General features: G+C 68.7%; 11 protein-coding genes, 1 tRNA gene and 3 pseudogenes. 10 read left to right on the top strand and 5 right to left on the bottom strand.

Features of this window, described 5'->3' with window-relative positions; translation table 11 throughout:
- The first annotated feature begins 441 nt into the window (after positions 1-441).
- The 6 genes from SGFS_RS27430 to SGFS_RS27405 all read left to right on the top strand — a co-directional run bounded on the left by SGFS_RS27430 (position 442) and on the right by SGFS_RS27405 (position 7041).
- Entirely contained in the window at positions 442-924 is a 483-nt protein-coding gene (locus tag SGFS_RS27430) for a CarD family transcriptional regulator (protein WP_003953493.1), read from the top strand.
- A gap of 395 nt (positions 925-1319) precedes the next feature.
- Positions 1320-2096 (top strand): 2-C-methyl-D-erythritol 4-phosphate cytidylyltransferase, encoded by a 777-nt coding sequence (gene ispD / locus SGFS_RS27425; protein ID WP_286254215.1) that lies wholly within the window; start codon positions 1320-1322, stop codon positions 2094-2096.
- Complete coding sequence (gene ispF / locus SGFS_RS27420) at positions 2086-2595, top strand: 2-C-methyl-D-erythritol 2,4-cyclodiphosphate synthase (RefSeq protein ID WP_286254214.1); 510 nt, start codon at positions 2086-2088, stop codon at positions 2593-2595. Before ispD ends, ispF begins: the two co-directional genes overlap by 11 nt.
- 134 nt (positions 2596-2729) lie before the next feature.
- Complete coding sequence (cysS, locus tag SGFS_RS27415) at positions 2730-4130, top strand: cysteine--tRNA ligase (protein WP_286254213.1); 1401 nt, start codon at positions 2730-2732, stop codon at positions 4128-4130.
- Between the two features lie 134 nt (positions 4131-4264).
- Positions 4265-5206 (top strand): 23S rRNA (guanosine(2251)-2'-O)-methyltransferase RlmB, encoded by a 942-nt coding sequence (gene rlmB / locus SGFS_RS27410; protein WP_286254212.1) that lies wholly within the window; start codon positions 4265-4267, stop codon positions 5204-5206.
- A 161-nt stretch (positions 5207-5367) separates the two neighbouring features.
- Entirely contained in the window at positions 5368-7041 is a 1674-nt protein-coding gene (locus SGFS_RS27405) for a DoxX family protein (protein WP_286254211.1), read from the top strand.
- A 354-nt stretch (positions 7042-7395) separates the two neighbouring features.
- Here SGFS_RS27405 and SGFS_RS27400 read toward each other — a convergent pair whose 3' ends face one another.
- The 3 genes from SGFS_RS27400 to SGFS_RS27390 form a co-directional block, all read right to left on the bottom strand.
- Positions 7396-8127: a nucleotidyltransferase family protein gene (locus SGFS_RS27400; protein WP_286254210.1), complete on the bottom strand. Its 732-nt coding sequence runs from the start codon at positions 8125-8127 to the stop codon at positions 7396-7398.
- Between the two features lie 204 nt (positions 8128-8331).
- Complete coding sequence (locus SGFS_RS27395) at positions 8332-8796, bottom strand: hypothetical protein (protein WP_286254208.1); 465 nt, start codon at positions 8794-8796, stop codon at positions 8332-8334.
- A gap of 284 nt (positions 8797-9080) precedes the next feature.
- Positions 9081-10217, bottom strand: coding sequence for an ABC transporter ATP-binding protein (locus SGFS_RS27390; protein ID WP_286254206.1), 1137 nt, complete (start codon positions 10215-10217; stop codon positions 9081-9083).
- A 218-nt stretch (positions 10218-10435) separates the two neighbouring features.
- Between SGFS_RS27390 and SGFS_RS27385 the strand changes: the two genes are divergently transcribed.
- Positions 10436-10509, top strand: a tRNA-Thr gene (locus tag SGFS_RS27385).
- 46 nt (positions 10510-10555) lie between these two features.
- On the opposite strand, the pseudogene SGFS_RS27380 reads toward SGFS_RS27385, so the two are convergent.
- Positions 10556-10987, bottom strand: a pseudogene (locus SGFS_RS27380) (tyrosine-type recombinase/integrase); the annotation flags it as partial.
- Here SGFS_RS27380 and SGFS_RS27375 point away from each other — a divergent pair.
- Together SGFS_RS27375 and SGFS_RS27370 are read left to right on the top strand one after the other, a co-directional pair.
- Positions 10966-11541: pseudogene (locus SGFS_RS27375) on the top strand (YdcF family protein); the annotation flags it as partial. The pseudogenes SGFS_RS27380 and SGFS_RS27375 sit on opposite strands and share 22 nt — an antisense overlap.
- A 1006-nt stretch (positions 11542-12547) precedes the next feature.
- Entirely contained in the window at positions 12548-12961 is a 414-nt protein-coding gene (locus SGFS_RS27370) for an RICIN domain-containing protein (protein ID WP_286254205.1), read from the top strand.
- Between the two features lie 466 nt (positions 12962-13427).
- Here the strand turns inward: SGFS_RS27370 and SGFS_RS27365 are convergent, their stop codons facing one another.
- Positions 13428-13577 carry a hypothetical protein gene (locus SGFS_RS27365; protein ID WP_229879345.1) on the bottom strand — a complete coding sequence of 50 codons (150 nt, stop codon included), beginning with the start codon at positions 13575-13577 and terminating at the stop codon, positions 13428-13430.
- Between the two features lie 288 nt (positions 13578-13865).
- On the opposite strand from SGFS_RS27365, the pseudogene SGFS_RS27360 reads away from it, so the two are divergent.
- A pseudogene (locus SGFS_RS27360) lies at positions 13866-14869 on the top strand (IS5 family transposase).
- Positions 14870-14901 lie beyond the last annotated feature (32 nt).

Here is a 14901-nt window from a genome sequence, read left to right as displayed (position 1 = left end):
CTTCCGTACCGCCCCCGGATTTCCCGTAAGGAATGCATGGCGGCGCGGAAAATCGATCACCGGCAGATCGTCCGCAGATCGTGGACAGATCACTGATGGATCACCGACGGATCACCCGCAGAACCGAACTCCTTGATCAATTCCGGATTCGTCTCGTACCCGACCGCACTCACCGAACGGAGTAGCGGAAGTCGCACTCTTGGAGTCGGACAAAGTGGGGCGTTCGGGCAGTCGCTGGGCCCTCCGGATGTGTGTGACGTGCGCGTTTCGCCCCGCCCGGAGAGCCGCTCCGACCTGCGAATACCCTCTTCCGTTCGCCCCCCGCAGCACGTTCCTGTTGCTGTTGTCAAGCCCCGAGATATGCCCTGACCTGCGAAAACGCCATTCAGAACCCGCAGTTTCCGTGTTACCCTGGATAGCCACGGAAGGGGTACCTGTCACATGACGTTCAAGGTTGGCGACACCGTGGTCTATCCCCATCACGGGGCCGCGCTGATCGAGGCCATCGAAACTCGCCAGATCAAAGGCGTGGACAAGACCTACTTGGTGCTCAAGGTCGCCCAGGGCGACCTGACAGTGCGTGTGCCAGCGGACAATGCGGAGTTCGTCGGCGTGCGTGATGTGGTCGGTCAGGATGGGCTGGACCGGGTCTTCGAGGTGCTGCGCGCGCCGTATGCCGAGGAGCCCACGAACTGGTCTCGCCGCTACAAGGCAAACCTGGAGAAGCTCGCCTCCGGCGATGTCATCAAGGTCGCGGAAGTCGTCCGTGACCTGTGGCGTCGTGAGCGTGAGCGTGGCCTCTCCGCAGGTGAGAAGCGCATGCTCGCCAAGGCCCGCCAGATCCTGGTGAGCGAGCTCGCCCTCGCGGAGAACACCAACGAGGACAAGGCCGAGGCACTGCTCGACGAGGTCCTCGCGTCCTGATGTCAGGCTCGCGTCCTGATTTCCAGGCGCGGGTTTCAGGCGCGGATCCGCTCGGCGCCATGTGCACATGACCCACGCAATGCCATGCGCACATGGATACGAGCACAGTCAACGCACTGAGCAGTGAAATGCCGCGGTGCCCGATGACGCATCAGCTGTCGCCGGGCGCTGCGGCATGTCCGTTTCCGGGAGACTTCGCTACGCCGTCGGCGCGCCCGATGTCCCGAAGTCGTGCCCCGGTGTCGTACATCTGCGGGGATTCCCCCGATACTGGCGTGCCGGGCCCGGGCAGCCGGCTCGACCAGATGTCACGGAAGGGTCCGGTCAAGCGCGTCGCGCCCGGCACGGTGAGGCCATACCCACCTAGGCCGAGCACACAAACCTGACAGGAACCGATGTCTGACGATTCGCGCCCTACGCCTTCCGGGGCTCGTACGGAGGCCAGTGCCGGGGCCCGTACAGCGGCAGTGATTCCGGCCGCAGGTCGGGGCGTGCGCCTCGGCCCGGGCGCCCCCAAAGCGCTTCGCGCGCTGAACGGCACCCCGATGCTCATCCACGCGGTACGTGCCATGGCCGCCTCCCGCGGCGTCTCCCTCGTGATCGTCGTGGCGCCGCCCGACGGTGCCGCCGAGGTCAAGAGCCTGCTCGACGCGCACGCGCTGCCCGAGCGGACGGACTTCCTCGTCGTACCCGGGGGGGAGTCCCGCCAGGAGTCGGTGAAGCTCGGCCTGGACGCGCTGCCGCCCGGCCACGACATCGTGCTGGTCCACGACGCGGCCCGGCCGCTCGTCCCGGTCGACACGGTCGACGCCGTGATCGAGGCCGTACGGGAGGGAGCCCCGGCCGTGGTGCCGGCGCTGCCCCTCGCGGACACGGTCAAGGAGGTCGAGCCGGCGGCGGTGCCCGGGGAGCCGGAGCCCGTCGTCGCCACACCGGAGCGCGCGCGGCTGCGGGCCGTGCAGACCCCGCAGGGATTCGACCGGGCGACGCTGATCCGGGCGCACGAGACGGTCACCGAGAACGTCACCGACGACGCGAGCATGGTCGAGCAGCTGGGCCTGAGCGTCGTGGTCGTGCCCGGGCACGAGGAGGCGTTCAAGGTGACGCGGCCGCTCGATCTGGTGCTGGCGGAGGCGGTTCTGGCGCGCAGGAGGCTCAACGATGGCTTCTGAGACACCGCCGGTGCCCGCGATGGTGCTGCCGCAGGTCGGGATCGGGACCGACATCCACGCCTTCGAGGAGGGGCGGGAGCTGTGGTGCGCCGGGCTGAAGTGGGAGGGCGAGGGGCCGGGGCTGGCCGGCCACTCCGACGCGGACGTCGTCGCGCATGCCGCGTGCAACGCGCTGTTCTCGGCGGCCGGGCTGGGTGATCTGGGGCAGCACTTCGGTACCGGGCGGCCGGAGTGGTCCGGGGCGTCCGGGGTGACGCTGCTGACGGAGGCCGCGCGTATCGTCCGCGCGGCCGGGTTCACCATCGGCAACGTCGCCGTCCAGGTCGTCGGGCCCCGGCCCAAGATCGGGAAGCGGCGCGCGGAGGCTCAGAAGATCCTCTCGGAGGCAGCGGGCGCGCCGGTGTCGGTGTCCGGGGCGACGACGGATGGGCTGGGTTTTCCGGGGCGGGGGGAAGGACTGATGGCGGTGGCCACGGCGTTGGTCGTGCGGGTGCGCTGAGCGACCCCGCCGCGCCTGAGAGCTCGGGTGGGTGGGGTGCGGGTTCGTCGTGCGACAGGCCCCCCACCGGCCCGCGGCCGACACAACATCCCTCCCTGGGTCTCGTAGTGGCCGGGGGCCACTACCCTGTAGGCGTGACTATTCGGCTGTACGACACCAGCGCCCGGCAGATCCGTGACTTCACCCCCCTCAAGCCGGGTTGTGTCTCGATCTACCTGTGTGGTGCCACCGTGCAGGCCGCCCCGCACATCGGGCACATCCGCTCGGGCCTCAACTTCGACATCATGCGCCGCTGGTTCGAGTACCGCGGCTACGACGTGACGTTCATCCGCAACGTCACGGACATCGACGACAAGATCATCGCCAAGGCCGTCGACCAGGGCCGCCCCTGGTGGTCGATCGGCTACGAGAACGAGCGCGCCTTCAACGACGGCTACCAGTCGCTGGGTTGCCTGCCGCCGACGTACGAGCCCCGCGCCACCGGCCATGTCACCGAGATGATCGAGATGATGCGCGGCCTCATCGAGCGCGGTCACGCGTACGAGGCGGACGGCAGCGTCTACTTCGACGTGCGCTCGTTCCCCGGCTATCTGACGCTGTCCAACCAGGACATCGACGACCTGCGCCAGCCCGCCGAGGAGGGCATCACCGGCAAGCGCGACCCCCGCGACTTCGCCATGTGGAAGGCGACCAAGCCGGGCGAGCCCGACTGGGAGACGCCGTGGGGACGGGGCCGCCCCGGCTGGCACCTGGAGTGCTCGGCCATGGCCCACAAGTACCTGGGCTCCGCCTTCGACATCCACGGCGGCGGCCTCGACCTGATCTTCCCGCACCACGAGAACGAGATCGCCCAGGCCAAGGCCTACGGCGACGACTTCGCCGCCTACTGGGTGCACAACGCCTGGGTCACCATGAGCGGCGAGAAGATGTCCAAGTCGCTGGGCAACAGCGTCCTCGTCTCCGAGATGGTCAAGACCTGGCGGCCCATCGTCCTGCGCTACTACCTCGGCACCCCGCACTACCGCTCGATGATCGAGTACAGCGAGGAGGCCCTGCGCGAGGCCGAGTCGGCGTTCGCCCGGATCGAAGGATTCGTGCAGCGCGTCGTCGAGAAGGCGGGGGGCGCCGTCGAGCCCGCCGCCGAGGTGCCGCCCGCCTTCGCCGAGGCCATGGACGACGACCTCGGGGTGCCGCAGGCGCTCGCCGTCGTGCACACCACCGTCCGGCAGGGCAACTCCGCCCTCGCCGCCGACGACAAGGAAGCCGCCGTGGCCAGGCTGGCCGAGGTGCGGGCCATGCTCGGCGTGCTGGGCCTCGACCCGTTCGACCCGCACTGGGCTGGTGAGACGGACCGCGGCGAGGATCTGCACGGGGTGGTCGACAGCCTCGTACGCCTCGTGCTCGACCAGCGCGAATCCGCCCGCGCCCGAAAGGACTGGGGCACCGCGGACGCCATCCGTGACCAGCTCAACCAGTCCGGGCTCGTCATCGAGGACAGCCCGCAGGGGCCGCGCTGGACGCTCGGCCCGCGCTGAGTCGTCGCGGTCCACAAGGGCGATCCGCATGATCGATTGTGCCGTCCGGGTATCCGGGCGGCACAATTCATTACGCACACTGAATACGCACGCTGAAAACGTACACAGGTACGCATCACACAGACGGGTAGGTCATGGCCGCTAACAACCGCCGCATGTCCGGCAAGAAGGGCGCGCAGGTCGGCAGTGGCGGCCAGCGGCGCAAGGGTCTCGAGGGCAAGGGCCCGACGCCGCCCGCCGAGATGCGCAAGAAGCACAAGGCGAACCGCATCGCGAACGCCAAGGCGAAGCAGGCCGCGCGCCGCCCGGCGCCGCGCGGCCGTGGCGGCAAGGGCACGTCCGAGATGGTCGTCGGCCGTAACCCCGTCGTCGAGGCGTTGCGCGAGGGCGTGCCCGCGTCGACGCTCTACGTCCAGCAGTTCATCGACAACGACGAGCGGGTGCGTGAGGCGCTGCAGCTCGCGGCCGAGCGCGGCGGCATCAACCTCATGGAGGCGCCCCGCCCCGAGCTGGACCGCATGACCAACGGCCTCAACCACCAGGGCCTCGTCCTCCAGGTCCCGCCGTACGAGTACGCGCACCCCGAGGACCTGGTCGCCGCCGCGCACGACGACGGCGAGGACCCGCTGATCGTCGCGCTCGACGGGGTCACCGACCCGCGCAACCTCGGCGCCGTCGTCCGGTCCGTCTCCGCGTTCGGCGGCCACGGAGTCGTCGTACCCGAGCGGCGCGCGGCCGGCATGACCGCCGGCGCCTGGAAGACCTCCGCCGGTACGGCCGCCCGTACGCCCGTCGCCCGCGCCACCAACCTGACGCGCGCGCTGGAGGCGTACAAGAAGGCGGGCGTCGTCGTGGTCGGCCTGGCCGCGGACGGCGAGGTCGAGGTGGGCGAACTGGAGGCCCTCGACGGTCCCGTCGTGATCGTGGTCGGCAGTGAGGGCAAGGGCCTGTCGCGCCTCGTCGGCGAGACCTGTGACTTCCGGGTTCGGATTCCCATGCCGGGTGGGGCGGAGTCGTTGAACGCCGGTGTCGCGGCTGGGGTCGTGCTGTACGAGGCGGCTCGGCGTCGGGCGTAGAAGTCGCGCGTGGAGCGGGCGTGGCACGGGTGTGGGACGGGTGCGGGGGCGGTGTGAAGCGGCCCTCAACTGGGGGTTCCGGGTGTAGTCGATCACCTTGACGCGGTCCGGACAGATCGGGGCGGTCAAAGCAGTGTCCTAACGACACGTCACTCGGTTAGATGAGTGTGGACACCAGAACACCCCGTACACCCACGGGGGGCCGCTCGTCGGGATTCGACTCGGGATTCGACGAAGCTCCCGCTCTGAGCATGGTGAAGGTGCCGAGCGATCCGGCGCAGGTCATCGTCAATCACGCGAGTTTCCGCGTGCAGTTGGGCGGTACCGGCACGCGGGCCCAAACCCCGCTCATCGCACGGCACTTGAGCGCCGCCGACAACACCGCGCGGATGCCCGTCGTGGGCACGGCGGGCCGGTCGTCCGCCGCGCCCGCCGCCGGGCGCCGACGTGCGCCGGTCGTCTGGAGCGGGAAGTCCGCGCCGGACGACACCGGAGCCCACCGCCTGCTGCAGGCCGTGCGCGGCGCGGGCGTCGGCCACCGCGGCCCCGACCCGCTGGGCGACACGGGCTCCACCCAGGTCATCCCGCGCGTCGACGACACGGGCGCCAGGGGGTACGGCGGTGACCTGACCGTCGAGACGGTCGAGACCCCCATCGTCGGCAGTCAGCGCACCCACGAGGACCACGCCGGCGCCGGCACCCGGCTGCTGCCCGCGATGCGCGGCGTCGGCAGCGCGTACGACGAACCGGCCTACACCGCCGGGGAGTTCGAGGAACCGCTGTACGAGGACCGGGAGGGTCGGGAGGACCGGGAGGGCTCCTCTCCCTCGCGGCGGCACGGCGGCGACCCCGTCCGGCACTCCTACTACCCCGGCCGCCGGATGAACCTCGGCGTGGTGCTGCTCCCGCTCCGCGTCTTCCTCGGGTTCATCTCCATCTACGCCGGCATGGGCAAGCTCTGCGACCCCGTCTACTTCGACGGCGGCAAGCGCGGGTCCATGGTGAAGTGGCTGAACACGCTGCACCCGTGGGAAGTCGCCGAGCCGCTGCGGCAGTTCGCGCTGGAGCACCCCGTGGGCGCGGGGCTCGTCATCGCCTTCGCACAGGTCATCGCCGGTGTTGTCACGGTGCTCGGGCTGTGGCAGCGGCTCGCGGCCGTGTTCGGTGCGCTGCTGTCGGCCGCGCTGCTGGTGACGGTGAGCTGGAAGACGGTTCCCGTCTACGACACCCCCGACATCATCTACCTCGCCGCCTGGTCCCCGCTGATCATCGCGGGCGCGCCGGTGTACTCGCTCGACGCGCGGCTCGCGGGCGGCGCCTGGCGGACGCTCGGGCCGCGCGCCGACATCTGGGAGCTGCGGCGGTATGTGCTGCGGCGAGGGGCGCTCGTGACCACGATCGCCGTGGGGCTGACGCTGCTCATCGGGTCGCTGCTCGGTGGAGCCGTGCGGGACGCCGACCGGATCGTCGTCCCCGGGCCCGGGGAGGCCCCGCGCAACGAACTGCCGGGGTCGCCGTTGCCGGGTGAGCCCGGCAAGAAGAAGCGGACGCCTGAAGCCTCCGGCGCGCCCAGCGCGGGGGCGACTTCGGCGAGTCCCACGCAGACGGCCACGCCCGGGGCCACGCAGGACACCGGTGCGGTGAACGGGGGGCAGCCGAGTCAGACCTCGCAGGGTACGGCTGGGCAGGTGCCGCCGCGACAGTCGGCACCGGTGCAGCAAGCACCCAGCACTACTGCCGGGCCGACTTCCAGTGGGGGTACGGCCACGGGGGGTGCCGGGGGCGGTAGTTCGTCGAGTGGGCAGCCGGGGCTGGTGGGTGGGTTGCTCGGGTAGCCGGTAGCCGGTAGCCGGTAGCCGGTAGCCGGTAGTCGGTCGTCGTACGGCCAAGGGCCCCGCACGGTGTGTGGGGCCCTTTGGTGTGGGTGGGAGTTGTGGGTGGGGGATGCGCCTTTGAGTTCGGTGTGGTGTGGTGCGGGTTGGCGTGGGGGTGGGGGGCGTGGGTTGGCGGGTGCGGGTTCGTCGTGGCTTGTCGCGCAGTTCCCCGCGCCCCTGAAGACATGCAGCCGCCCCGTGGCCCTGACAGATGCCCTGGCGCCCCCACCGGCCCCCTGACGTTCCACCGGCGCCGCTCTAGGGCCCCGCCAGTGTTCTAGCTTCCCGCCAGTTTTCTAACTCCCCGCCAGTGTTCTAGCGCCCCAGCGCCGCCAGTTCTCTGGCCGCCTCCGTCAGGTCCTTGGCCGTGTCGATGGCCCGCCAGTACGCGCCCTGGGGGATGGGGAAGCCGGCCAGGCGGCGTTCGCGGGCCAGGCGGGGGAACGTGGTGCGTTCGTGGTCGCCGCGCTCGGGGAGCAGGCCCGCGAACTCGGGGGAGAAGACGTAGACGCCCGCGTTGATCTCGTACGTCGTCGGCGGGGCCTCGATGAAGTCGGTGACGCGGCCGAAGCCGTCCGTCTTCACGGCGCCCCACGGGATGCGCGGGCGGGCGAGGGCGAGCGTGGCGAGGGCGTCGCGCTCGGCGTGGAAGTCCGCCATGTCGCGCAGCGAGAAACGGGTCCAGATGTCGCCGTTCGTCGCGTACCAGGGGCGGTCCGGGTGGGGGAGATGGGAGGCGGCGTACTTGAGGCCGCCGCCGCGGCCCAGGGGTTCCGTCTCGACGACCGTGGTGACGCGGACCGGCAGGTCGGCCGAGTCCAGCCACTTCTCGAGGACGTCGGCGAGATGGCCGCAGGAGACGACCACATCGGTCACGCCCTCCTCGGCGAGCCAGGCGAGCTGATGGCCGATGATCGGCGTGCCGGTGCCGGGGATCTCGACCATGGGCTTGGGCCGGTCATCGGTGTACGGACGCAGCCGGGAGCCCTGGCCACCGGCCAGGACCACGGCTTGAACGGGGCGCGACGCGGCGTTCGGATCGGTCATGACCCGAACTGTACGTGGCGCCCCGTTCGCGGGAGCACGGCCCTGGGGATCGGTGAAACGGGGTGAGAAACGGGGGTGCGAGCCCTGCACGAGCCCTGTGTGCCGTCGGAGTCCTGGGCGTCCTGGGTCAGGCCTGGGCGCTCCTGGGCAGTCCTGGGCACTCTTGCGCTTTCCGGCTGCCCGGTGGGCGGCCCCAGGGGCGGCTCAGGTGTGTTGTGCGGCCACTCCCGTCGCGAAGGAGGTGTCGCAGACCGGGCGGGCGTAGGACTGGGCGCGCGAGGGGCCGTACGCGCGGACCGCGGCGCGGCCGAGGGCGTGGGCGATGGACGTGCAGTGCCGGGCCAGGGAGGGGCGGCCGTTCACTGCCTGCTGGAGGTGGGTGAGGGCGACGCCGGGGTTCTTCTCCTGGAGCTCCACGAGGAGCTTGTCGCGCAGCACCTCGTGCGGGGCGAGGGCCTTGGGCCGGTGGGCGACCTCGGCGGAGGAGACGTCCGAGGCGGCGAGGACCGACGGCGAGGAGCCGCTGCCCGACCAGTTGACCCGGGTGACCGCGAGGGTGCCGGAGAGGACCATGACGACGGGCAGGACGAGGGCGAGGGAGCGGCCGATCCGACGAGCGGGGCCGCGGCCGTGCCGCGTCCGTTGAGTGTGGGTATGGGTGTGCTTCACGCGAGTGAGGGTAGCGCGGGGTAGTGAAATGGCGACATTTGGTCACCGATACGGGGGATGTCGAAGCGCCGTGTTCGAGTTGGTGTGTTGACGCACGCTGGTCGAAATGGGGGTGTTTGCCGGGGTAGTTGTGCACAGCGAAGAGGGCCCCGCAGACGTTTGCGGGGCCCTCTTCGTCAACCTGGGTGAATCATCCCTGGTCGGGGGTTTGCCGACGTGCGGCCCTGGGGCCGTACGGCTCAGTCAGCTCAGTCAGCTCAGTCAGCTCGGTCGGCTTCAGCGGCTCAGTCGGAGAGGCGCTCGCCGGTGGAGGTCGAGAACACGTGGTTCTCGCCCGGGCGCGGCACGACGTGCAGCGTGGCGCCCTTGTCCGGGACCTGGCGGCCGTTGACGCGGACCACGAGGTCCTTGGTCTCGCCGCCGACCTCGGCGGTGCCGTAGACGAAGCCGTCGGCGCCGAGCTCCTCGACGACGTTGACGGTGACGGCGAGGCCGGCCGGGGCGTCCTCGCTGTCCTTGGAGAGGGCGGAGGCGGCGGCGCCGTTGTGCTCGACGATGTCGAAGTGCTCAGGGCGGACACCGACGGTGACCGTGCGGTCGCCCTTGTCGGAGGCGGCCTTCAGGGCGTCACGGTTGACCGGGACGACGCTGTTGCCGAACTTCACACCGCCGTCGGTGATCGGGACCTCGACCAGGTTCATGGCCGGGGAACCGATGAAGCCAGCGACGAAGAGGTTGGCCGGGCGGTCGTACATGTTGCGCGGGGTGTCGACCTGCTGGAGCAGACCGTCCTTGAGGACCGCCACACGGTCGCCCATCGTCATGGCCTCGACCTGGTCGTGGGTGACGTAGACGGTGGTGATGCCGAGGCGGCGCTGGAGCGACGCGATCTGCGTACGGGTCGAGACGCGGAGCTTGGCGTCGAGGTTCGACAGCGGCTCGTCCATGAGGAAGACCTGGGGCTCACGCACGATGGCACGACCCATGGCGACACGCTGGCGCTGACCACCGGAGAGGGCCTTCGGCTTGCGGTCCAGGTACTCGGTGAGGTCGAGGATCTTCGCGGCTTCTTCGACCTTCTGCCGGATCTCCGCCTTGTTGACGCCGGCGATCTTGAGCGCGAAGCCCATGTTGTCGGCGACGGTCATGTGCGGGTAGAGCGCGTAGTTCTGGAACACCATGGCGATGTCCCGGTCCTTCGGCGGCAGGTGCGTGACGTCGCGGTCACCGATGCGGATGGCGCCGCCGTTGACGTCCTCGAGCCCCGCGAGCATGCGGAGCGAGGTGGACTTGCCGCAACCGGACGGGCCGACCAGGACGAGGAACTCGCCGTCCTCGATCGCGATGTCGAGCTTGTCGACGGCGGGCTTGGTGGAACCCGGGTAGATCCGGGTCGCCTGGTCGAAAGTAACAGTGGCCATGGCTCGTAGGCCCCCTTCTACCGGCAGGAACGTGCCGGACGATCCGTTGTAGGAAGGTGGTGGTGTAGTCCACACGAGTGGACTGGCTCTGGACGGTACCTGCCGTTCACGTGTTCTGTCAGCACCTGGACCACTGTGAACTTCGCGGAAATTTTCGACAGGGAGCGGCTGTGACGTGGGTACACTGCACGGGCGCGGATCCGAACGCGACCGCGCGCGCCTCCTTAGCTCAGATGGCCAGAGCAACGCACTTGTAATGCGTAGGTCGTCGGTTCGAATCCGACAGGGGGCTCTCTTGCTGCCCCAGGCCAGATGTTCTCTGGCCTGGGGTTTTGCGTTCAGCGGACGCGACGGTGGCGCCGGGCGCGGGCCGCGCGGCTGTCGGCGGTCTCAGTTGTGGTCTCAGACGCCGGTTTCGGGGCGGACTTCGGGGCGGGCTCTGGTGCAGGTTCCGGGCTGGGCATGAAGGTGTCTCCCATGCGGACCATGGCGGCCTTGGCGAGGTGCGATCTGCCCTTGACATAGCGGCGGGTCTGGCCGATCTGGGAGTGCCGAAGGATCTCCATGATCGTGGGGAGGTCCACGCCCGGTTCGTTGAGGATCGTCCCGGCGGTGTGGCGACTGCCTTCGTGCTGGCGGCGGTCCTCGATTCCGGCTTCTTCGAGCAGTTCTTTGAATTCCTCCCAGTCGTCGCGCGGGTCTATCGGCCGGCCGTCCGGGCGCGTGAAGAGCGCGCCGTGTTCCTGCCACTCATCACCTCGGCGTCGCCGATGTGACAGCGGAGCTGTACCACCAGGGCATGGCGCCGGTCATCGTGTTCACCGGGTCCACCAGCCCCGCGACCCGAGCGCGCATGCCGCGCGGGGAGGCTGTCCACTACCGCGAGCGGGCGTTGCAGCTCGGGGTGCCCGACTCCGCCGTGTTGCTGGAGCCGCGCGCCACAACCACCGCCGAGAACACCGAGTTCACGAAAGCGGTGCTGGTCGAGGCCGGCATCACGGTCTCGTCGGTCCTGCTCGTGAGCAAGCCGTACGAAGAGCGGCGGTCGTACGCCATGATGCGGAAGCTCTGGGCCGAGGTCGAGGTGGCGTGCGCGTCCACGCCGATGGGCTTGGAGTAGTACGCCGACTCCATCGGGGACGCTCGCATGGTGATCGACATGATCGTGGGCGCCCTGCAACGAGTGCTCGTCTTCCCGGTGTGGGGTCTGGCCATCGAGCAGGTTGTGCGGGACACCATCGTTGCCGCTTACGAGCGGCTGTGCGTCGAGGGCTTCACCAGCCGACTCCTGCCGACTGTCGTTGCGGTCCGTCCTGGCGCGTGATGCCAGGACGGACCACGGTCGCCACGTCCCTTTGAGCACCGCTCCGAATTTTCTCTACGCTCATCAAGGCGGCTCGCTCCGCTCCCCGCGCGCGGCCCGGCCCCCGGCCGGGCCTGCGCTCCTGCCCCCGTCCTGCTCCAGCCCGGCCAGCGCCCGTTCCGCCTGCACAGCAATCAGCCCCCTGATCGTAGAGAAGGGGTACGTCGTGGCTGGGCAGGGCGGTTTCAAGTTCCTGGTAGGGGCGGGCTGTCGGTGATGCCCCAGGCCGGTCCTCACCGACGAGGTCCCCACTTCATCCTGCGCTCCGGCGAACCAACGGCCGCGCTCCCCGACCTGGAGCCGTGGTTCGTCACGGCGCTGTCCTACGAGCCGGCCATCAGCACCGGCGGCGCCCATCTCGGCGACGGGTCCTGGGAGCGCGAGGTCACCCGCAGCGTGATGCAGTTCCGCGGCATGCACACCGTGGAGGAGTACATCGACAAGACGGGCGAGATCGTCGCCTCGAACGCCGCCCAGTTTCGCACCGACGGTCGTCGAGGAGGAGGAGCCGGCGGTGGCCGAGCCCGAGCGGTCGCCGTACGTCGACCTCGCCCTCCTGGACGACCTGGAGACGGCGGCCGCGGGCACGAAGTGGAAGTGCACAAGCTCGTCACCCGGAGCCGTCGCTCAGGTCCAGTCGCGGTCAGGTCGGACGGGCGATCGGAACGCCGGGTGCCACATCGGGAATGTGACTTACACCATGCGACCCACTGAAACCGTCTGGTCATTGGGCACCTCATACAGCACGCAAGGAAGAGGAGGGTAGGAGAAAGAAAAGGAAACAGGGGTCTGGCCGATTCATACCGTCATGGCGGACCTCTCAAGGTTACTTGCAGAAAGACTGCCAGTGGAAGGAATTGACATGGGTGGCACATTAGCTCGCACTCGAACCCCGAACCTGGGGAATTTCGCGCGTCGCGGATGGGCGGCGATTCTCGCTCTCGGGCTTTTCATGGGACTGTCCCTCATGAACGCGAGCAGCGCGTCCGCATACGTCGGGCCGAACCTCCTGCGCAACTGGGAGAACGGGCAATGCCTGGACAGTAACTGGGACGGCCAGGTCTACATGGGCGGCTGCTCGACGGGGAACGACTACCAGACCTGGACCCCGCTCTTCGCTCGCCACACGTCCAGTGACGTGGTCCAGCTGCAGAACAAGGCGACCGGACGGTGCCTGAGGTTCGACATCAACTTCCGCCTGCGCACCGACTCGTGCCTCGGCGGCGACGGCCTCCACGCCGGACTCTGGAACGCTGTCGGGTCGAGCTGGAACCAGGTCAAGCTCCAGAGCACCTTCGAACCCGGCCTGTGCGTGAGCAACAACGCCTCCCTGCATTCCTGCGGCAACGGCGGATCCCAGCTCTGGAAGCTGGGCTTCTGAAAACTGGCCGCGTTTGGACCCTTGAATGGGTGGCCTTAAATTGGCGGCCTTGATCAGGCGGCCACGAATTGGTGGGTTCCTCGGCCTCAGAGCCGAGGAGCCCATCCATTTCCCTCAGCCAGAGCAACTTGTTCGAATCCGGTGTCCTGTGATCCCGTTTGCCGGCCGAGTCGTAGTCGTGCGCGACATGGAAAAGATCCTTCCAGGGCGTTCACGAATACCTGCCTGCTCGTTCTGCTCTCCTTCGCAGTGGCCCCGTAGTCAGCAGTGTGCTTGAAGTGATGAGGCATCCTGTTGAAACCGATCCATAGTGATCCACATCCCGGACCTGAGTATCGATGGCAATGGGGAACGGGCGTCCAGGAATCGGGCGAAGAAACCCAGCCGGCACGACAGAACGCCGTATGCGATCAGCGGGGTGGGAGAACGGCAGTGGTCCACGTCCGACGTATGGGTCAGGGCTTGATCAAGTTCCGTGAGTGTCCGGGTTGTTGGTGATGCCCAGGATGGCGAGTGCTCGTTCGGGTTCGTGGCGGATGGCGCGGGTGGTCTTCGCGATGTTGTCGGCTCCGAGGATCTTCAGGGTGCCGATGGCGAGGTTGCGGATGGTGGCCATGGCGCGAGGTGTGGTGCCAGCGCGAATGGTCGAGGTGTCCTCAGCAACGTCACTTGTCAGGCAATCGCCCGACATCGCCTGATCAAGTTCAGTAGCGACGACGCTCGCGACAAGCAGGTCCCGTCGTCTCAGGGCTGACAGGTCCGCGGTGCGCGTGGTGGAAGGGGCGCAGATCAGCACGCAACCCTCGCTTCCGGAAGAGTTTCAGCGGCGCTAGGGCCTGTGTGAAGTCGTGATCAATCTCGGGTTTTGGTCCCTTGCGGGGCAGGACCTGGTAGGACGCTGGGTGTGACACGTAGGCAACTCAGCGACGAGCAATGGGAGTTCATCGAGTCGTATCTGCCGATAGGCGAGTACGGTCCGTACCCCGAACGGCTGCCAGACCAGTTCGAAGGGGTGATCTGGTGGTTCCGGTCCAGCGCCCAGTGGCGCGAGATGCCCTCCGAGTTCGGACCGTGGCCGACGGTCTACGGCCGCTTTCGTGTCTGGCGGGACACCGGGGTCTTCTCTGCTCTTCTGGCAGGCATGATCGCGGAGGCCGCCCGCCGGGGACAGACGGACTTGTCCCTGGTCAGCGTGGACTCCACCACTGCCCGCGCCCACCACGACGCCGCCGGGATGCGCATCGGCAAGGAGGTTATGGACGCCCTTGATGAAGCTGCCGCCGAGCAGGAGCGGGCCCGGCAAAAGGGGGGCGGCCCGCCAGAACAGAACGGACGGGACGGCAGGGACGGCCCCGAGCGGGAAGAGCGGCGGCGTATCAAGCGACGGCGCAAGCTCCGCTTGAACCAAGCTCTGCTCGGCAGATCTCGCGGTGGGCTGACGAGCAAGGTTCATCTCGCCGCGGACCGCAAGTGCCGTCCGTTGTCGCTCGTCCTGACCGCAGGACAGGCCGCCGACAGCCCGCAGTTCGTCCCCGTGTTGCAGAAGGTGCGGGTCCGTCTGCCTCTCGGCCGTTTTCGGACCCGGCCCGACGCTGTCGCCGCGGACAAGGCCTACTCGTCCCGCGCTAACCGCTCTTACCTGCGGAAACGCGGCATCAAGGCAATCATCCCGGAGAAGAAGGACCAGTCCGCCACCGGAAGAAGAAGGGCCGCCGGGGCGGCCGCCCCACACGCCACGGCGGCGATCTTTACAAGGAGCGGAACACCGTCGAGCGGCTCATCAACAAGTTGAAGGCATGGCGCGGTATCGCGACTCGATACGACAAGACGCCCGAGAGCTACCTCGCCGGCCTTTATTTCCGTGCCTCGATGATCTGGATCAACGACCTCCTGAAGGCAACTGGCTAATCACAACGTTCACACAGGCCCTAGTAGGCTCT

The sequence above is a fragment of the Streptomyces graminofaciens genome (assembly GCF_030294945.1).
GTDB lineage: Bacteria > Actinomycetota > Actinomycetes > Streptomycetales > Streptomycetaceae > Streptomyces > Streptomyces graminofaciens.
The sequence above is the reverse complement of the archived record's forward strand: the minus strand, read 5'-3'. Positions and strand labels throughout refer to the sequence as shown.